The organism is Actinomyces viscosus (assembly GCF_900637975.1).
Lineage (GTDB): Bacteria > Actinomycetota > Actinomycetes > Actinomycetales > Actinomycetaceae > Actinomyces > Actinomyces viscosus.
On the sequence record NZ_LR134477.1, the window covers coordinates 2,596,316 to 2,616,861 of the forward strand.

Consider the following 20,546-nt stretch of genomic DNA (forward strand, 5'->3'; position numbering starts at 1 on the left):
TTATTGACTAACATTTCGTTAGTGACTAACATCTTGGTCATGAGTCCACGCGCTTCGACGACCGACCTGCTTCGGCGGACCGCACTGAGGATGTTCGCCGATCAGGGATTCGACGCCGTCCCGGTCACCGCGATCGCCAAGGCCGCCGGGGTCTCCCACATGACCTTCTTCCGCCACTTCCCCACCAAGGAGGCCGTGGTGGTGAACGACCTGTTCGATCCGCTCATTGCCGCGACCGTGCGCGCCCAGCCGCGGCAATGGCGTCCGCTGACCCGGGCGGTGCGAGGCCTCGTTGCGGCCATAAGTGAGGAGCCGGCGCGCGAGGAGATGTCCTCCCGGGAGTTCTACGAACGCGTTCGACTGGCGGCCCTCACCCCGTCGCTGGCAGCTGCCGTGCGAACCGCGGGTCAGGAGACCGAGCGCGCCATCGCCGCGGCGCTCGTCGTTCCGGGCGTCGACGACGCGGCGGCGCGGGCCGCGGCCGGAGCCGTCATGGGTGCGGCGAGCAGCCTCCTGCTCGCCTGGGCGGAGGAGACCACCGTTTCCGATGAGGCGACCGAGACCGGTACCGCATCCCGCACCGAGGCAGTCGTTGGCGTCGCGACCGCGCTCAGCCGGGGTCTTCTCAGCCTGCTGGAGGAACCGTGAAGGGTGCGACATCGGCCCTGGAGGTTGATCGCGTCAGCGTCAGCCTGCGGGGAGAGCCTGTTCTGCGAGAACTCTCCATGTCCGTCGCGCAAGGCGAGTGCCGCGCCGTCGTGGGCCTCAACGGTGCCGGGAAGTCCACGGCGCTGCGCATCATTCTGGGCATGCTCCGCCCCGACTCCGGCAGGGTCCTCCTGTGCGACCGCGATATCGCCTCCTGCCCCAGGGATGTGTGGCGGCGGGTGGGCCATTTGGTGGAGGCGTCGTCGTCCTACCCAGAACTCACGGCCCGGCAGAACATCGGGGCGACCGCCCGCCTGCACGGGGCCGATCCCAGGCGAGCCGAGGGGGCGGCGGAGCGGATGAGTGAGATGCTGGCGCTGACCGGATGGCTCGATACGCCTGTGCGCCGCCTGTCGCTGGGCACGCGTCAGAAGGTGGGGTTGGTCGGAGCCCTGGCGCATGAGCCGGACGTCGTCGTCCTCGACGAGCCGACCAATGGGCTCGATCCGCTGGCCGTCGTCGGATTCAGGGATCTTCTGCGGGACGTGGCCAGGCGCGGCGGCGCGGTGCTGGTGACCGGGCACCACTTCGATGAGCTCACGCGCATCGCCGACCGTGTCAACGTCCTGCACCGGGGGCGGATCATCGACACGATCGCACCCGAAGAACCCGGCCGCCCCGGAGGCGCAGACCTCGAGTGCGTCTTCTTCGACGCCGTCCTGGCAGCAGACCAGGCGGCCCTGAGCCCCAGCTCCGGTAGGTCTTCCCGAGCGGGGCGGCTACAGGACGAGCGGAAGGAGTCATGATGATCGCCGAACGTGGAGCTTTCCCGGTTGTTCTCGGTCTTGAGGCTCGCAAGCTGGCCCGGGCGATGGTGACGCGCGTGGCGACGCTCGCCGGCCTGGTCCTCGTCACGGTCGCTACCGCCGGTGGGTACGCCGCCGCGATGCACGCCGGCGATACCGATCTGGGGAGGAAGGCGGCATCCATGGTGACCTCACCCGGCTGGGACGGTTATACCGCCCTGGGGGCCACGAGCGTGAGCGCAACGACGCTCCTGGCGGTGGGTGTGGTGATGTCGTGGAGCGTCGGCCGGGAGTTCACCGACGGCACCATGGTGGGGCTGTTCGCCGTTCCACCGACTTTGCGCAGCATTGCCGCGGCGAAGATGGTGGCGACCCTGAGCTGGGCGGCACTGCTGGGACTCGGCGAGGCGGCACTACTGACGACGGCGGGGCTGCTGCTCGGCCTGGGGCCGGCAGGGACGGCCGGCTGCTTCGCGGTGCTGGCGCTCATCGCCGTCCTGCTCAGCGCGAGTGTCCTGCCGGTCATGTGGGCGGCGACCCGCTGGCGCGGCTATCTGGCAGGGATCGGGTTCACGCTGGCGATCCTGGTCATCACCAATCTGGCCGCAGGGTTCGGGCTCGGCTCCTGCATCCCGTGGTCCATCCCGATCGTATGGGCCGCGCGCCGGACGGAGGTCGGCACGCCGTTGCTGGCGGTTCCGGTGATGACCGCCGCGATCGGCGCCTGGATCACCTACCGGTCCTGGGATCGGCTGCAGCTGGGCGCTGACTGACCGCGGGACATTACCCCATCGGAAGGCTGATCTTCGGCCTTCACGACGAGGAGGAGGCAGCCTGCTGCGCCGCCGTGAGGATCGTTGCACCCCTCTTTGGAGGCCAGCCCTGCCCGACAACGCTCCCATTTTTCATGTCGAAGCGAACGTGCTCCGAGCCGGCTCTCTCCCAGGCCGTTGAGAGCTCAACGCCCTGAAGGACCCGATTCCCCAAGACAACAGCCAGCACCTTCGCAGCGGCATCGGAATCGAGACCGTCTTCGTAGCTCCCGAAGGCAGCCACACGCAGCTGGATCTGACAAGACACGAAATCCATTTCATCCAGTTTAATCGACGTCCCCTTTCTATTCCTGTAAATCGGGGAAATCGCCTCGAATACTTGCTTCAACGGAACAGAGCCGAGATCAGCGCATCCAGTGCACCGAACCGTCACACCCACTTCGCCGACGCGCACGTACTGTTTGAAAGGCAGGAGATCGATCGACAACACATCGGAGCCGGGGACAACCATCCAGCTATCCGGAAAACTTTCAGCGCCACAATACCGCACCGAGGTTCCATACGAAGAAACCTCGAAGCTCTCAATCGCAGGGATACATAGCCCGGCAATCGCCTTGACCGCCTCCGTCGCATCACCCACCTTCCTGCTCCATCTGACACTGGTGGATCCTTGCATCCAGGCGATCTCCATATCCACGGCCGCCGTAGACGATCCGGAGATCTCCTCGACTTTATTGAAAGAATCGCCTACCACGGCAATCAAGGTATTGACGGGCGGTTCGTTTCCCAGTCCTACGCGAATCGTCCAGCGAATACCGGCATCACCGCAAAACTTGGCATGCACTTCAACCGAGTCAACGCCTTTCAAGCGGTGAAGATATCGTTGTAGTCTTCGTTTCCTGTTGAACTCAAGAAGCGAACAGTAAACAACAATGGTGGCAAATACGAGGAGTGCCGCAAACCGCCTAACGAGCCGACTCACGGGACCCAGAATACGGCATTTAAAGAAACTTGAATCAATGGCAATGAGTATCACCGATGACAGCCACAGGACCCCCAGGATTACAGCGTTCACTATATTTCATCTTCCGGGATCCGGGCGGGCCTTCCCTACGCGCGCATCCACCCCATATTTCTAGCTGCTTCACAGTGGGGCGTACCGCAAAAAGAAGTGGACCGATTCGCATCATCTCCGGAGTCTGCGCCCCGACTCCCACGCCGATGATTCAGCTGGACCTAGCCAGGGCGAGAGCGGTCAGAAGGACACGGAAGACGCTGCGTCGACGATGAGCCATGACATCACCGTAAGTTCCCAGCCCCGCACACGGAACGGGGAGGAATCCCCGTTCCGCAGGCACCGGCCACATCTCGTCAGGATCCTCGTCCACCGCGCACCATCTCACCGTGGAAGCATCTCGCCTTTCTCACCGTATGCTTCTCCTCGTGAGTCAGTCGCGCATCGCAGAGATTCTGGACGGCCTGTACTTCGAGGCGAAGACGCAGCGGGGCAAGGGCACGAGCTTCGAGCGCCTGGTGCGCCAGTTCCTTCTCACGGATCCGCGCTACGCCGAGCGCTTCGACGAGGTGTGGATGTGGAGCGACTGGCCGGACCGGGGTACGCGCCCGGACCACGGCATCGACCTGGTGGCCCGCGAGCGCGAGACCGGCGAGCTGTGCGCCGTCCAGTGCAAGTTCTATGACCCGCAGACGGGAGTCATCACCAAGAACGACGTCGACTCCTTCCTGGCAGAGTCGGGGACGGGCGAGTTCACCTCCCGGCTCTTTGTGTCCACCACGGAGCGCTGGAACTCGGCTGCGGAGGAGACGGTGTCCCGTCAGGCTATCCCGGTCTCCCGGGTCGGCCTGGAGGACCTGTTCAACTCCACGATCGACTGGGACTCCTTCAGCCTGGAGACCCCCGAAGTCATGGTTCGCACCGGCGGCAAGAGCCTGCGCGAGCACCAGAAGCGGGCCCTGGACGCGGTGACCACGGGACTGTCCACGGCGGACCGGGGCAAGCTCATCATGGCCTGCGGCACCGGTAAGACCTTCACGTCCCTGCGCATTGCAGAGGCCATGGCGGGCTCCGGCGGCCGGGTCCTGTTCCTCGTGCCCTCCATCGCGCTGCTGTCTCAGACGCTCATGGAGTGGAGTGCCGAGTCGGAGGTGCCGCTGCGCTCCTTCGCGGTCTGCTCGGATGCGAAGGTCGGCAAGGGGCGCAAGCGCACGAGTCTGAGCGAGGACATCTCGGTGGTGGACCTGGCGATCCCGGCCACCACGGACGGCGCGGCACTCGCCAACCGTCTGACGCGTCGCCCCGCCCCGGTCAACGGGACAGCCCCGATGACGGTGGTCTTTTCCACCTACCAGTCGATCGAAGCCGTCGCCCAGGCCCAGGAACTCGGCGCCCCCGGCTTCGACCTGGTCATCTGCGACGAAGCCCATCGCACGACCGGCGCCACCGCTTTGGGCACGGATGAGTCCGCTTTCGTCCGCGTCCACAACGACGACTACATCCACGCCTCCAAGCGCCTCTACATGACGGCGACTCCCCGTATCTATGACGACACAACCAAGGCGCGCGCCGGTCAGAAGAACGCGATCCTCGCCTCCATGGACGACGTCGAGACCTACGGTGAGGAGCTTTTCCGCCTGGGCTTCGGTGAGGCGGTCTCCCGTAGCCTCCTGACCGACTACAAGGTCCTGGTCCTCACGGTCTCAGAGGACCAGATCGCCGATCAGATGCAGTCCTCCCTGGCTCAGGACGGCCAGCTCACGCTCGACGACGCCGCCCGGATCGTCGGCTGCTGGAACGCCTTAGCCAAGCGCAGTGTGGATACGGCCGACTACGGCAAGGACATCCAGCCGATGCGCACGGCGGTGGCCTTCGCCCGCGATATCAAGACCTCGAAGCGCTTCGCCTCGTCCTTCAGGAACGTGGCCGAGGACTACCGGCTCACGCTCACCGACGAACCCGAGGTGCCTGAACTGCCCGACGACACGGACGGCGTCGACTCCGATACCCCGTCTCAGAAGCGGCTGGGATCCGTGGAAGTTCGCCACGTAGACGGCTCCATGAACATCATGGAGCGCACCAGTCTGCTGTCCTGGCTCTCGGGCGATCTGGGCCGGCCGGCGCCGACCCGGCAGGCATCGTCGGCATCGGAGCCGGAGGAGACATCCGTGTCCTGCCGAATCCTGTCCAACGCCCGGTGCCTGTCCGAGGGTGTGGACGTCCCGGCCCTGGACGCGGTCATGTTCCTGTCCCCGCGCAAGTCCCAGGTGGACATCGTCCAGTCCGTGGGGCGGGTGATGCGCCTAGCGCCGGGCAAGCAATACGGCTACATCATCCTGCCGGTGGCGATCCCCTCGGGAATGTCGCCCGAGGACGTTCTGTCTGACAATGACACCTTCCGGGTGGTGTGGGAGGTGCTTCAGGCGCTGCGCGCGCACGACGAGCGCTTCGACGCCATGGTCAACAAGATCGATCTCAACCAGTCCAAGCCGGACAAGATCGCCATCATCGACCCCTTCGGGGCTGCTGCCACCGACGACAGAGACTCCTCCAGCGCCCCGGCACCTCAGCAAGCGGCCTTCGACCTGGGGGCGCTCGGCAAGTGGCGGGAGGCGATCTACGCCCGCCTGGTCCAGAAGGTCGGTTCGCGGCGCTACTGGGAGCAGTGGGCCAAGGACGTGGCCGCGATCGCGGCCCGTCACCGTACGCGCCTGGTCAAGCGGGTGCAGGACCCGGAGGTGGCGGGCGAGTTCGAGCTCTTCCTGGCGGCCCTGCGCGCCAATCTCAACGACTCGATCACCTCGGAGTCCGCGATCGACATGCTCTCCCAGCACCTGGTGACCAAGCCGGTCTTCGACGCGGTCTTCGACGGCTACGACTTCGCGGCCGAGAACCCGGTGGCGCAGGTGATGGGCCGGATGCTCCGGGTACTGGACGGCTCCAACCTGGAGGCGGAGACCGAGGAGCTGGAAGGCTTCTACGAGTCGGTTCGCGAGCGCTGCACCGGGATCGACAACGCTGCGGGCAAGCAGCGGGTCATCACCGAGCTCTACGAGAGGTTCTTCTCCCTGGCCTTTTCCAAGACGGCCAAGTCGCTGGGGATCGTCTACACGCCGGTGGAGATCGTCGACTTCATCCTGCGCAGCGTGGACTGGCTGGCCCGCACCCACCTGGGGCGCGGTATCACCGATGAGGGCGTGCACGTGCTCGACCCCTTCACCGGGACGGGAACCTTCATCGTCCGGCTCCTGCAGTCCGGCCTCATCAGCACGGCCGACCTGGCGCGCAAGTACGCCAGCGAGCTGCACGCCAACGAGATCCTGCTGCTGGCCTACTACATCGCGGCGGCGAATATCGAGGTGACCTACCGTGACCTCGTGCGCGACGACGCACCGCCGAACAGCGCGGATAACGGTGGTCCCACGGATCCTGCGCAGGCCGGATACACGCCCTTCGACGGGATCGTCCTGACCGACACCTTCCAGATGACCGAGGACGGGGACACGCTGGATCAGAGCATGTTCGTGGCCAACAACGAGCGGGCCACGGCTCAGCTGGAGCTGAAGAGCATCCAGGTCATCGTCGGTAATCCGCCCTACTCGGTGGGGCAGGAATCCGCCAATGACAACAACGCCAACCAGCACTACCCATCCCTGGACGCCAAGATCGAGGCGACCTACGCGGCCCGCTCCACGGGCACCAACAAGAACTCCCTGTACGACTCCTATCTTCGGGCCATCCGCTGGGCCTCGGACCGCCTCGGGGATGCCGGGGTCATCGGTTTCGTCACCAACGGCGGCTTCATCGACGGCAACACGGCCGACGGCGTGCGCCTCACCCTGGCCGAGGAGTTCTCCCATCTCTACGTTTACAACTTGCGGGGTAACCAACGCACCGCCGGCGAGCTTTCTCGGCGTGAGGGAGGCAAGGTCTTCGATTCGGGTTCTCGCGCGACCGTGGCCGTCACCTTCCTCGTCAAGGACCCGGCGCACGAGGGTGCGGCTGTGCTGCACTACCGGGATATCGGCGACTACCTGTCCCGTGAGGACAAGCTGCGGATCGTCGAGGAGTCTCAGATCGACACCCTGGAGTGGGAGACCATCACCCCGAACGCCCAGGGAGACTGGATCAATCAGCGCGACCCGAGCTACGAGTCCTGGCAGTCCATCGGTGAGGGGCAAGAGCCAGTCTTCACCTCATACACTCGTGGCGCCGAAACTGGGCGCGACGCCTGGGTCTACAACTTCTCACTGCCAGGCCTGCGCGACTCGGCGCAGCGGCTCATTGAGACGTACAACGAGGAGCGCGAGCGCGTCCACCGCACCCGGGCGGCTGACCTGAAGGCCCGGGCGAAGGTGCGTGATCTTGTCACGAATGACGAGATGCGGATCAAGTGGACGTCAGGCCTCTACAGCGACCTGGCAAAGAACCGCGTCATCACCTATGACGCGGGAGCTACCTACTGCGGCTTGTACCGCCCCTTCTGCAAGCAGTGGCTCAACGCCTCCGACGGCATCATCCACCGTCCCGCTGTTTTGCGTCGCTACTTCCCGACTCCCGGGCACGACAATATGGGTTTCTACGTCGTGGGGACAGGCTCGGACAAACCGTTCTCATGCATGGCGACGGATCAGCCACCAGATCTTGCTTTCTGGGGATCGAGCAACGGCCAGTTCTTTCCCCGGTGGACGTGGGAGCCGGTCGGGGGCCGTCATGCGGCCGAGGCGGGCATGCTGGACCTGTCGGGTGGCGAGGATGCGGGGGAGTCCGGCGTCGCCGTCGGGCAGGAGGACGAGGCGCTGGGCGGCTACCGCAGGGTGGACAACATCACCGACGCCACCCTGCGCAGCTACCAGTCCGCCTACGGGCCGGAGGTCACCAAGGATGACGTCTTCTACTACGTGTACGCGCTCCTGCACTCCCCCGAGTACCGGAGGCGGTACGGGGCGGACCTGAAGAAGTCGCTGCCGCATATCCCGCTGGTGGCCGGCTGGGAGGACTTCGTCGCCTTCACCACCGCCGGGCGCGGCCTGGCGGACCTGCACCTGGACTACGAGACCGTGGAGCCGATGCCGCTGAGCCTCGTCGTCGACGGGGAGGACGTGCCCTGGGACCTGCGTGAGACGATCTCACCCAGCCTGCTGCACGTGGACAAGATGCGCTACGCCCGGGTGAGGCGGGACGGCAGGCTCCAGGACGACAAGACCTCGATCGTCTACAACGAGCATGTGACGATCTCCGGTATTCCCGCCCAGGCGCAGGACTACCTGCTGGGGTCGCGCAGCGGCCTGGACTGGCTGCTGGACCGCTACCACGTGAGCACCCACAAGGCCTCCGGGATCGTCAATGACCCCAATGACTGGATGGCCGAGGGCGCGGGCGGCGGCCCCACGGCCTCGGCGCAGCCCCGCTACCTCCTGGACCTCATCGCCCGCATCACCACCGTCTCCGTCCAAACCCAGGAGATCGTGAGCTCCCTGCCGTCGCTTGACGTGTTGCCAGCAGGAAATCACACAAAATGATCGAGCTTTGATCACCAACTCATCTCCCGAGAAATCAATGAGGGACTTCGTTGACAATACAAGATTGCGCCGCCTGCGCAGCCGCACTAGGGACCATCTTCGCAACCGTACTCACCGCACTGAACTTAAGACGTGAGGCTCAATGGCGACGCGAAGACGAGAAACGGGAACAAGCGGCGCGCATCACTGCCTGGATTCTGACCGACCAGAAGTTGGGGCAAACAAAAGAAGACATTATACGCATCAGTAATCAATCTTTCTCTCCTGTGTACCACTGTGTTGCAACCTTCGTCATCAACGAGCAAAATGGGCAACATTATCCAGCGGACTATAGAAGAAAGCTAACCACACTCCCTCCGGGCGAATGGCACCTTGCCGCACCCAAGGGGTGGCGAGGGATGTGCGCCCGCCCCGGCGTAGAGATAGCCTTCACCGACGCACGCGGAGTACACTGGATACGAAACGCTGTGGGCCAGTTGCACGAGAGTCCCATAGATGCGATCAAGCACTACGGAGTAGAATTGCCCTATTCTTCAGATCGACTGACCCCAGCAACCACATAGACCCACCTGAATATATCTTTGCGACAGGCAAGTCGATGCAGTGTGAAAGCGGCTTGGCCCGCAGCAAGCACGAGCCACCGACGGACGTGTGAACGATCCCAGCGCGGCACAGGGGAATGTGTCACTGGCGTGCCGTACGATGACGGTGACAACTCAGGCGAGCATGGAAGGGAGGCCATCTGTGGCAGGTCACGGTGCACACATCACAGCCATGGTGCGTAGCCACGCCTCGGGGGACGAGGACGCCTTCTACTCCGTCGCCCTACAGGTTGCCGCTCGGGAAGCCCGCCAGGGGCACCACCGGCTCGCGTCTGACATCAAGAAGGCTGTCGACTCCTCTCGTCAACGAGCACGCACGCCTCTTGCCACGGTGGCCACACTTCCGCGCCCCGAGGGCGACGTCGCCGGTCTGGTTGAGATCGCGCAGCCACAGGTACGGCTGCGCGACCTTGTCACCTCACCGGAACTCGGCGAGCAGATCACGCAGGTCATCCAGGAACAGCGACAACGATCCGTTCTGATCGAGCACGGCTTCACCCCTATGCACCGCCTGCTTCTCGAGGGCCCGCCCGGCACCGGCAAGACCATGACTGCCTCCGTCATCGCCTCCGAGCTCTCACTTCCGATGTACACCGTGCGTCTGGACAGCCTGCTCAGCAAGTTCATGGGCGAGACTGCCTCCAAGCTGAGGACAGTGTTTGACGAGGTCGCCACTCACCGCGCGGTCTACCTCTTCGACGAATTCGACGCCCTAGGCGGGGACAGGAGCGGAAACGACGTCGGTGAAGCACGGCGCATCCTCAACTCGTTCCTGGTGTTCCTGGAGGAAGCGAGCCCGGAGTCGATCGTGATCGCGGCCACCAACCATCGCTCTATCCTGGATCGTGCGCTCTTCCGTCGCTTCGACGCCGTTCTCACCTACTCACTGCCGAGCGGCAGGCAAGCCCAGTCAGTCATCCGCAAGCGTCTGGGGTCACTTGCCAAAGGCGTTTCGTTCACTGGACTCTCCTCCCACACAGAGGGGCTCAGTCACGCGGATATCGTCAAGGCAGCCGAGTCAGCCGCTAAGACTGCGCTCATGAGAGGAGACGCTGTGGTGACACGAGCAGATCTTGAACTGGCGCTCGCCGCGCGTCGCTCCGCCAGCCTGGGGTAGGTCATGCCCGAGTCACCCCGCCTCGACCACCTGTACGTCAATGGCTATGTTGAATCCAGGCCACGAGCCGCACGCGGCATGGGAAAGACGGCTATCAGACCCGTAGATCGCGATACTCACGGCAAGCGTCTCATCGAAGAGATTGATACCGTATTTACGAAAGAACAGGAAGCCCGAGACTCCCGGGATCTTGACCCGGTACTACAAGCCAATGGGACGTACCTAACACTTGAGGGCGTCAGCGCCGACTTCGAACTGAAACTTGACTCTCTGACACAGTTGACGCGGAAAGGTAAGACATCAAGAAAACCGAAGTGGCTTCTTCTATCGGTTCACCCTGCCACAGAGGACTCTCCTGAACGAGCCAATATATGGGTTGCCGACGATTTTCGACACCAGTTTTTTAAGCTTTTTGAGAACTATCTCGCCACCAGCGACGAAAATAATCAACCTAAAAACAATGCGTTGATTGCCAATATTTCTCACATTCGGGAAACTTATCTCAATGACTTGTGGACATCAGAAGGAAATCCTCCTTACGGGGGAGCGATCTGGTGGGAACTGTGGCTTGACCAGCGCCGAGAGCGCCCAGGTCTGCTCGAGCGCATTATAAAGTCATTTAGTCTCGAGATCTCTGATCGACAGTTACGAATAGGAGACTCGTTGATCGTGCACATCCGAGCCACACGACAACAACTTGAGACACTTGTTGTAACAGATCTGCCTTTCACTGAGATTCGCACACCCTCGTTCATTGACACTATCGAGGACCTCTCCGACAGTGAGCAATTCGAATATGTTCTTGATTTCTCCACAAGGGTTATTCCAGCGGAAGTAAGGGCTCCAGTTGTGTGCCACCTCGACTCCGGAGCCTTCCGAGCGCACGCCCTCCTCGAGGGATCCTTGGCAAGCAGCGACCAGCACTCGATCTTCACAGATTCAACCGGTCATGATCGTCACGGCCATGGCACATCAATGGCAGGAATTGCACTCTACGGTGAGCACCTGGATGATCTTCTTCTAGGAACACAAACAATCAGATTAAAGCATCGCCTAGAGTCTGTAGAAATCTTCCCCACTCCTGCAGGAGCTCAGCAGCGTGACTATGCCAGCGCCACCATTCATGCGATTTCCATTCCGGAGGCTGGGCCCTCTCGTCGACGCACCTTCTGCATGCCTGTCAGCACAAAGTCTGACACCAACCCCGGCTGGCCGACACTCTGGTCGGCAACGGTAGACGCCCTCGCCGTAGGCACAGATATTCAAGTTCACAGTGACGGATTTTCTCTCATCTCGAAACCAGACCCTGATGCAAAACGTCTCATTATCGTCTCTGCAGCGAACGTGGACGCGAACTCCTACACGATCAATCACCTAGACAACTCAGACATGTCCCCAATCCGAGATCCCGGACAGTCATGGAATGCACTAACGGTTGGTGCTTTTACTCAGCTCGATCAGGTTCCGAGCGACCCAAGCTTTCATAGTTACTCTCTGGTAGCACCCGCCGGAGAACTCTCCCCCCACAGCCGGACCTCTTTACTATTTGGCGACAAACCATGGCCCATCAAGCCAGAGATATGCCTGGAGGGCGGCAACGTTCTTTTGGACAGGCAGAGTTTTGCAGAACCCAAGCACCCTCTTCTTTCTCTCAGGTCCACCGGCATCAGGAACGATGTGGACCTGACATCGGCCAATGCGACGAGCGCCGCTACCGCGCAAGCCGCACGGCTAGCGGCACTCACCATGAGCCGTTACCCCTCCTACTGGCCGGAGACCGTACGGGCTCTTCTGGTTCATGAGGCCAGGTGGACCGAGCGGATGCGCACGCATTTGGATGCATGCGAGACCAAGAGCGGTCGAGCTCGGCTCTTGCGTCGGTACGGGTGGGGAGTACCGACGGAGGAAGCGGTCCTCACGTCATCTCACCGTGCAGTTACCATGGTGGTTCAGGACGAGTTCTGCCCTTTCGATGAGACGTATGCGATGCGGGAGCTTCGGCTTCACTCCCTGCCCTGGCCTCGCGACGTCCTTCAATCACTTGGCGAAGCCGACGTGCACCTACGCATTACGCTGTCCTATTTCATCGAGCCCTCCGCCACACGGCGCGGCTGGAAGGGGAAGTACACGTATGCCTCTTACGGTCTCCGCTTCGACCTCAAAGCCCCAACCGACATCAACGTGAAGGGCTTTCTCGCCAGAGTGAATCGACAGGCTCGGGAAGAGGAGGACGAGGACTACTCGTCCACAGATAGCCACTCGAATCACTGGCTACTCGGCACGCGGGCACGACACTACGGTTCACTCCACCAGGACGAGTGGCAGGGCACTGGCGCAGAACTCGCAGCATGCGACCATATCGCCGTCTACCCCGTCGGTGGCTGGTGGAAGAACAACAATCGACGTGACCCCCGTGACTTACCCGTCCGGTACGCACTCCTGGTCTCGCTGAGCACCTCCGCACAGGGAGCCGATCTCTATACACCGATCGCTACACAGCTCAGCGTCCCCGTCACCGCCGTGCCCATCGAGGTATGACAGGCTTACGCAGATCCAAGCCCCGACAATCAACCAAGCCCGACTCACCGCCAACTGGCGACTCGTCGTCACCGATGAAGGTGGCACTCCTGTCGTCGCCTACGTCATCGAGATCGTCGACTACCACTCGACCACCACGCACCTGAAAGGAAGGCAGGCATGACCATGAACCCCACACGCCCCGACTACGTCGTGCCTACCGGGGACTTCATCGAGGAGTGGATGGAAGAGGAGGGCATCAATGCCGCTGAGCTTGCCCGCCGACTTGATGTGAGCCGAAAGCACGTCAGCGAGCTGCTCCGAGGCAAAGTCCCACTCAGCCACGACATGGCGCTCAGGCTGGAGAACACCGCCGGTGTTCCTGCCCGCATCTGGAACCTCCATGAGACCGGATACCAGGCGGCTCTAGCCCGCCAGGCTGCGGACGCGAAGCTGGTCACCCAGTACGACCGCGCCAAGGAGTTCCCCCTGGGGTAGTACCTTCGCAAGCACTCATTCATCACCGCGCCTGCCAGCGACAAAGCGGGACAGTGCGGGGGCTGCTCCAGTTCTTCGGTATCTCCTCGATGAACGCTTTCCAAGCCACCTGGAAACAGGGCGCCGTCGCGTATCGCCGTTCCGCCGTCGGGCGCCATGACCCCCACCGCCTGGCCACCTGGCTCCGGGCTGCGGAACGAAACTGCACCCTAGGACCTGACTTGGCTCATTGCGGGGTGGTTGGGTCGCTGGGGGTGTGGTTGTGGTTGGGATTGTGCGGGTTGCGTGGGTGGGGGTGCGCACTAACGTGGGGGTATGAGTCCGTACGTTCGCGCGGTCAGGACGGCGTCGGGGGCCCGTGCGGTGCAGATCGTGTACTCCTCCCGCAAAGGAGCCCGCAGCATCGAGCACATCGGCTCAGCCCATGACGATGCTGAGCTGGCGGCGCTTAAGGAGGTCGCCAGGCAGCGTCTCAACGCTGGCCAGCTCAGCCTTGACCTGCCGGGCCTGAACGGTACGGACGTCGGGGGAAAGGGACCGCAGGCGCTGGCTGGGGCCGGGCGCGTAGCGCCGATCACCTCCAACCGGATGGGAGTGCTCCTGGAGACGCTGGAAGCGGCTTGGAAGGCAGTGGGCCTGGACGGGCTCGGTGGTGCTGACGAGGTCTTCCGCCAGCTCGTTACCGCCAGGCTGATCGAGCCGACCAGCAAGCAGGACTCCCTGCGGGTCCTGGCCGAGGCAGGTCTGACGCCGGTGTCCTACGCCACGGTCAAGCGTCATCTGCCCCGCTACGCCGCTGAGGAGTTCACCCGGGGCCTGTCGCGCCTGCTGGCCGGACGCGCCCGCATCGACCGGGCCTCGCTGGTCCTGTTCGACGTGACGACCCTGTACTTCGAGACCGACAAGGCCGACGGTTTCCGCGAGCCAGGCTTCTCGAAGGAAAGACGCCTGGAGCCGCAGATCACGGTAGGGCTGCTCACCGACGAGACCGGGTTCCCTCTACGGGCCGAGGCCTTTGAGGGCAACAAGGCCGAGACCGCCACCATGATCCCGACGATCAACGACTTCATGAACGCCTACAACCTCGACGACGTGGTGGTCGTCGCCGACGCCGGGATGATCAGCGCCGCCAACAAGCAGGCCCTGGAGGCAGCCGGCCTGTCTTACGTGCTGGGCTCACGCACCTCACGCGTCCCCCACGTGATCAGCTCCTGGCACGACAACCACCCCGACCAGGACGTCCCCGACGGGCTGACCCTGACCCAGCCCTGGCCCGCCGGAGCCAGCGACCAGCGCCGTGACGAGACCATCTACTACCGCTACAGCGCCGACAGGGCCCGACGCACGCTACACGGGATCGACACCCAGGTCGCCAAGGCCGAGAAAGCCGTCGCAGGAAAGATCCCCGTCAAACGCAACCGCTTCGTGCACCTGTCCGGCGCCACCAGGAGCATCAACCGCGACCTGGAGACACGGGCCCGGACCCTGGCCGGGTGGAAGGGATACGTCACCAACCTGCCCAACCCCGACCCCGAGACGGTCATCGGTGCCTACCACCGCCTGTACAACATCGAGAAGTCCTTCCGCATGTCCAAGTCCGACCTGAGAGCACGCCCCATCTACCACCACCTGCGCCAGTCCATCGAGGCCCACCTGACCATCGTCACCGCCGCCCTGGCCATGGCCCGATGGCTGGAGAACACCACCGGCTGGTCCATCAGACGCCTGATCACCACCGCCCGCCGCTACCGCACCATCACCATCAACATCACCGGACACACCCTCACAGCCGCCGACCCACTCCCACCCGACCTCATCCAAGCCCTCAACAACATCCACCACGACACTAAATGAGCCAACTCAGGTAGGAGACTTCCCCGCCTACGATCGTGACAAGCTGGAAGCAGCCCTTCCCGAGCTCCGCTCCCTCACAGTCGAGGATCCCGTGCAGGCCATTCAGAGAGCCCAGGCTCTTCTGCGCGACTGCGGAGTGGCACTCACACTGGTTCCATCGATGCCGGGGCTCGGCACCCAAAGTGCTACCCGCTGGATCCATGGGCACCCCCTCATCCAGCTCTCGGATCTGTGGAAGCGCGACGACCAGCTCTGGTTCACGCTCTTCCACGAAATCGCTCACGTCCTTCTCCATGAGTCGAATGGCCTCTACCTCAACGATGACCATGACGCCCTTGAGAAGGAGGCCGACGCCTACGCCTCCCGCTTCCTCGTTCCGGAGGACTACGAGGACATGCTCCCTCGTCATCGCAACCTCGATGAGGTGAAAGCACTTGCCAAGGAGCTAGGGATCGCCCCAGCATCGTGCTGGGACAGGCGCAGCATCGCACCGGCGACTACGCCTGGGGGCACTGCCTCAAGCGGAAGGTGACGATCACGAGCCTGGCTGCGTAGGTTCCAGCTCGCCTCAGACCACCAACTCCTCCATCTCCTCGAGCTCCTTGCCCTTGGTCTCGGGCACCCGGAAGAAGACGAAGAGGAGCGACAGCAGTGCGAAGACGGCGTAGAAGCCGTAGGCGAAGGTCAGGCTGATGCTGGAGAAGGTCGGGAAGGTGGTGGAGATGAAGAAGTTCGCCACCCACTGGGCCGCCGCCGCGACCGCCAGCGCCCCGGCACGGATCCGGTTGGGGAACATCTCGCCCAGCAGCACCCACACGAGCGGCCCCCACGTGGCCCCGAAGGCCACGACGAACAGGTTGGCAGCCACCAGCGCGATCGGCGACCAGGGTGCCTCCAGGGTGACCTCGCCGCCGCTGACATTGGCGAAGCAGAAGGCCAGGGCCATGAGCCCCAGGGAGATCGTCATGAACAACGAGCCGGCCAGGAGCATGGGTCGGCGTCCCACCTTGTCCACCAGGAGGATCGCCACGATCGTCACCACGATGTTGGTGACCGAGGTGATGACCGTGATGGTCAGGGCGTCGGACTCCTCGAAGCCCACGGTGCGCCACAGCGTCGTCGAGTAGTAGAAGATGACGTTGATGCCCACGAACTGCTGGAAGACGGACAGCAGGATGCCCACCCAGACGATCGGCTTGAGGCCCAGCGCCGAGCCGCGCAGGTCGGACAGGGACTCGCGCTTCTCGGAGTCGATGGTGGAGCGGATCTCCTCGATCTTGAGATTGACGTTGACGATGCCGGTGAAGTCGTAGAGGACCTGGGAGGCCTTGTCGTAGTCGCCGCGCGCCACAAGGAAGCGCGGGGACTCCGGCAGCCGGAAGGCGAAGAGCCCGTAAATGAGGGCGGGCAGCCCCTCGGCGATGAACATCCAGCGCCAGGCCTCCATCCCCAGCCACAGCTCCTTGGCAGCCCCGCCTGCCTGTCCGGAGAACCAGGCGTCGGCCAGCAGGGAGGAGAAGATGCCGATGACGATGGCCAGCTGTTGGAGGGAGCCCAGGCGACCGCGCACACTCGCCGGGGAGACCTCGGCGATGTACGCCGGGGCGATGACGGAGGCCGCCCCCACTCCCAGGCCGCCCACCAGGCGCCACACGATGAAGTCGATGACGCCGAAGGCCAGCCCTGATCCGAGCGCGGAGGCCAGGAACATAACGGCGGCGATGAGCATGACCGGTACTCGGCCCAGCCGGTTGGAGACCGGCCCGGCGAACCAGGCGCCGACGGTGCAGCCGATGAGTGCTGAGGAGACGGAGAAGCCCTTGAGGGCATCGCTGAGGGCGAACTGGTCGGAGAGGGCATCGACGGCGCCGTTGATGACGGCGGTGTCGAAGCCGAAGAGGAACCCACCCAGGGCCGCGGCCACGCAGATGCCGATGATCCGGGCGTTGATGCGGCTGACGGTCGAAACCGGATCGTCCGAGTTCGTCGACGCTGGGGAGGAGGTGGTTGGTGGCTGAGAGGATGACGACTGCGATGACGGGGAAGGCTCTGCCATGGTGTGTTTCCTGACGTCGGAAGAGTCGCGCACGGCACTCGTTTCGTGCCGTGCGGCATGGCGGACCCCCTCAGGCTACGGCCGTGTCTGACGCCACAGCGACTGTTTCGCCGCCCTCTTCCCCACCCTCGCCTCCACCCCGGTTCGACGGCGCACGGCCGGGACCCAAGTCCTTGACGTTCGGTCGATTGATTCGAGTGGCGGGAGTCTCCACTCGGACCGGAGCCGTTACCGGCGCCGGCCTGTGGTGAAGGCGTCCGATTGATGTCATGGCTTGCCGACGACAACGCCCCCGAGCCCACCTGGTCCTAGGACTCAGGCATGCTCGGGGGCGTGCCCCTATGGGAGGTGGGGGTTGGCGTCCGACCTCAGGCGCGGCGGCGGCTCACCAGCAGGGCACCTCCCATGACGGCGAGTACGGCGACCGCCAACGGCAGACCGATTCTGACACCGGTACTGGCCAGAGGACCCCCAGAGGGATCCTCGGGCGTCGCCGGATCGCTGGGTACGGCCGGCGGAGTATCGCTCGGCGAGGAGGGGTCGCCAGGTGTGGCTGGGTCGCTCGGGTCCGGGGAGTCACTCGGATCGGGAGACGGCGACTCGCTGGGCGACGGCGTCGAGGACTCGCTCGGGTCCGGAGTGTCACCAGGCGTCGGAGACTCACTGGGCGTCGGGGACTCGCTCGCCGACGGAGAAGGCGAAGCCGACTCACTGGTGGACGGAGACGGCGAGGCGCTCGGCGTCGCCGACTCGCTGGCGGACGGCGAGGTGCTCGGCGTCGCCGACTCGCTGGGGGTCGGCGAGGCACTGGGCGTCGGGGACTCGCTCGCCGACGGAGAAGGCGAGGGCTTGGCCGTGTAGGTGTTGGTGAAGGTCGTGGCCACCACCTGGTTCTTCTCACTGATGGTCACCGTCTGGGAGGCGGGCGCCTCCAGGGTGTACCCCTTGACCGCGGCGGACTGTGCGTCCTCCTCGATGGTGCACGTGGTGCCCACGGGCAGCTGAGGGCCGGAAACCGCAGCGCCGTCGGCCTTAACCTTCACCATGCCCTTCACGTTGTTATCGCAGGTGTAGGAGAAAGCGAACTCATTGTCCACCGACTCGACACCGGTGACGACCTTGGTCACCGAGAAGGTGCCCATGTCACGGGCGTACGTGTTGGTCATCGTCACCTGGGCCGTCTGGTCCTTGGCGATCGTCACGGTCTGCGCAGTCGGGGCGGTCAGGGTGTAGCCGCCCTGGGTGGCCTTGGCGCTGTCCTCGGTGATGGTACAGGTCGATCCGGCCTTGACCTTCTTGGACTTCTCCGAGGTCGCAGCTCCGGTCACCGTCAGCGACCCCTCGGTGCCGTCAGTGCAGGTGTAGGTGAACTCGAAGGTGGACTTGCTGAAGTCGCCGTCGCCGGCCAGAGCCTTGGTGACCGTGAAGTCACCCTCCTCCACAGCGGCGGGATCGGCGGAGTTGCGCAGCGTCACGGCCGTAGACTTCTGGTCCTCGACGGTCAGGCTGTTGGTGTTCTGGTCCCCTACTGCGAAGGTGTGGCTGCCCCAGACGACGCCGGCGGGAGTGGTCGAGGCCGTCGTCGTGTCCTCCTTGAGGGCCAGGACTGTTCCGACCGGGAAGGTGCCGTTGTACACGGCCTTCTCACCGACGGTGACGGTCATGGAGGTGTCGCCACCGGTGCGGGCCTGGTTGACGGTCCCCGGAGCCTTCCACCCCGGGTAGGTGTCCACGTCGGCACCGCCGGGCAGGGTGTAGTTGATGCCCACCTCGAAGGTGGTGCCGGCCGGCACCTTGGCCGTCTCGGACCCGGTGAGGAGCTTGGTAATGTCCAGTCCGCCGAATCCCGGCTTCATGACGACGTTGATGGTGAAGGACTTGGAGTAGTACACCGAGTAGGAGCTCTCCATGTCGGCACCCACCACGGAGGCCTTGTTTGTGTACTCCACGCCGGCCTGGACGACGCCGTCGGCCGTGGTGGGGGTCGAGGCGTAGTAGACGTGGTAGTTGGTCTGTGGGGCGAAGGGGCCGGTCACAGTGATGGTGGCGGTGTTGCCCTGGATGGTGACGTCGAGGTCGAAGTCGCCCTGACTGGTGTCCAGGTCAGTGCCGCTGGCGTCGGTGACCTGGCCGTAGAGGCCCTCTCTCCCCTGAGCGGTACCGATGTTCAGCTTCCACTCACTCTTGGTCTGGACGTAGGCCTGTCCGGGGCCAAGCTGATCGGTGAAGGTGACGGTCGAGCGAGTCTTGCCGTCCACCGTCAGGGAGCCACCACTCTTCTCGAGGGCAGCCTTGACCTGGTCCGGTCCAAAGGTCAGCTCCCAGTCCACCGCCTTGGAGGTGCTGGTGACGTCGAAAGCCCACTTGCGCAGCCTCTCCGGCGTGTAGTTGAGGCCAACGTTCTCAGAGATTTTGCCGCCGGGCACAGGCACCTCGGTCTGCTTGCCGTTGGCATCGATGGTCACATTGGCCGAATCGCTAGCCTGAGAAGCCACCACCAGCGCCGAACCGTCACCCCGCAGCTCATTAAAACCCTGGCCAACGATGGTGTCGAGAGTGCCGTTGAAGGTGCAGGTGATGGTGCGCTCGTCCATCGCGCACTCACCGATAGTATGCTCCGCGCCCTGGTGAGAGACCTTCATCGGCTCGGAGAGGCGCTCGCGGTTGCGGAGCTGTTTGGGCAACTGGATCCGGAAGGAGTCGCCGCTCTTGACCTTGGCATTGCGGGCATCCCAGGCGAACTTCAGCTTGAGGATGTCATCGACCTTGACCGAGGTGTTGTCCGGCTCCTCGACTCCGTTGGCGTTGGAGACCACGAGTGACAGGCCGGAGACGGCGATCGACGGGTTGTTGGCGGCTCGGGCCTGCATGGGCAGGACCGTCAGGAGCGTGGCAACGAGCGCGACAAGTGCGACAAGCGCGCCTACCGCACGCGCGGGAGTGCCAAGCACTCTGGGGATAGGGATGGCAGACACGGGCGACCTTTCGAGAAGATTCTGGAGATAAGCTGGCGTTTACCTGAATCTAGATTCCCCGGGGACGAGCTTCAGTAGCACAGGTCTCATCTACAGTCACGACTGTGCGGCCATCAGGTTTCAACCTGCTAAAGCGCACCACCGTCTCCAGGCTCCCCCGCAT

Annotated in this window: 12 protein-coding genes; 9 read left to right on the plus strand and 3 right to left on the minus strand. The window is 63.8% G+C overall.

Features of this window, described 5'->3' with window-relative positions; genetic code table 11:
• Window positions 1–39 precede the first annotated feature (39 nt).
• Genes EL340_RS11120 through EL340_RS11130 form a run of 3 tightly spaced genes read left to right on the plus strand, consistent with a single transcriptional unit; the run spans window position 40 to window position 2,227 of the window.
• A complete protein-coding gene (locus tag EL340_RS11120; protein ID WP_232023035.1) occupies window positions 40–648 on the plus strand; it encodes a TetR family transcriptional regulator in 609 nt (202 codons plus the stop codon).
• A complete protein-coding gene (locus EL340_RS11125) occupies window positions 645–1,454 on the plus strand; it encodes an ABC transporter ATP-binding protein (protein ID WP_126414613.1) in 810 nt (269 codons plus the stop codon). Before EL340_RS11120 ends, EL340_RS11125 begins: the two co-directional genes overlap by 4 nt.
• Window positions 1,454–2,227: an ABC transporter permease gene (locus EL340_RS11130; RefSeq protein ID WP_126414614.1), complete on the plus strand. Its 774-nt coding sequence runs from the start codon at window positions 1,454–1,456 to the stop codon at window positions 2,225–2,227. Before EL340_RS11125 ends, EL340_RS11130 begins: the two co-directional genes overlap by 1 nt.
• Window positions 2,228–2,267: 40 nt before the next feature.
• On the opposite strand, the gene EL340_RS11135 is transcribed toward EL340_RS11130, so the two are convergent.
• On the minus strand, window positions 2,268–3,209 hold the full coding sequence (locus tag EL340_RS11135; protein WP_232023037.1) for a hypothetical protein: 942 nt from the start codon (window positions 3,207–3,209) through the stop codon (window positions 2,268–2,270).
• A gap of 461 nt (window positions 3,210–3,670) precedes the next feature.
• Here EL340_RS11135 and EL340_RS11140 point away from each other — a divergent pair, with 461 nt between their 5' ends.
• The 6 genes from EL340_RS11140 to EL340_RS11165 all read left to right on the plus strand — a co-directional run bounded on the left by EL340_RS11140 (window position 3,671) and on the right by EL340_RS11165 (window position 15,884).
• Entirely contained in the window at window positions 3,671–8,764 is a 5,094-nt protein-coding gene (locus EL340_RS11140; protein WP_232023038.1) for a DEAD/DEAH box helicase, read from the plus strand.
• Between the two features lie 744 nt (window positions 8,765–9,508).
• On the plus strand, window positions 9,509–10,483 hold the full coding sequence (locus EL340_RS11145; protein ID WP_126414616.1) for an AAA family ATPase: 975 nt from the start codon (window positions 9,509–9,511) through the stop codon (window positions 10,481–10,483).
• Window positions 10,484–10,486: 3 nt separating this feature from the next.
• Window positions 10,487–13,021 carry a S8 family peptidase gene (locus tag EL340_RS11150; protein ID WP_126414617.1) on the plus strand — a complete coding sequence of 845 codons (2,535 nt, stop codon included), beginning with the start codon at window positions 10,487–10,489 and terminating at the stop codon, window positions 13,019–13,021.
• A 159-nt stretch (window positions 13,022–13,180) separates the two neighbouring features.
• Window positions 13,181–13,498, plus strand: a complete 318-nt coding sequence (locus EL340_RS15540) for a HigA family addiction module antitoxin (RefSeq protein ID WP_232023039.1) — start codon at window positions 13,181–13,183, stop codon at window positions 13,496–13,498.
• Between the two features lie 315 nt (window positions 13,499–13,813).
• Entirely contained in the window at window positions 13,814–15,352 is a 1,539-nt protein-coding gene (locus EL340_RS11160; protein ID WP_126413947.1) for an IS1634 family transposase, read from the plus strand.
• 160 nt (window positions 15,353–15,512) lie between these two features.
• Complete coding sequence (locus EL340_RS11165) at window positions 15,513–15,884, plus strand: ImmA/IrrE family metallo-endopeptidase (protein ID WP_232023311.1); 372 nt, start codon at window positions 15,513–15,515, stop codon at window positions 15,882–15,884.
• 36 nt (window positions 15,885–15,920) lie between these two features.
• Here the strand turns inward: EL340_RS11165 and EL340_RS11170 are convergent, their stop codons facing one another.
• Together EL340_RS11170 and EL340_RS11175 are read right to left on the minus strand one after the other, a co-directional pair.
• Window positions 15,921–17,408, minus strand: a complete 1,488-nt coding sequence (locus EL340_RS11170; RefSeq protein WP_126414618.1) for a sugar porter family MFS transporter — start codon at window positions 17,406–17,408, stop codon at window positions 15,921–15,923.
• Window positions 17,409–17,776: 368 nt separating this feature from the next.
• On the minus strand, window positions 17,777–20,278 hold the full coding sequence (locus tag EL340_RS11175) for a DUF7926 domain-containing protein (RefSeq protein ID WP_232023040.1): 2,502 nt from the start codon (window positions 20,276–20,278) through the stop codon (window positions 17,777–17,779).
• Window positions 20,279–20,546 lie beyond the last annotated feature (268 nt).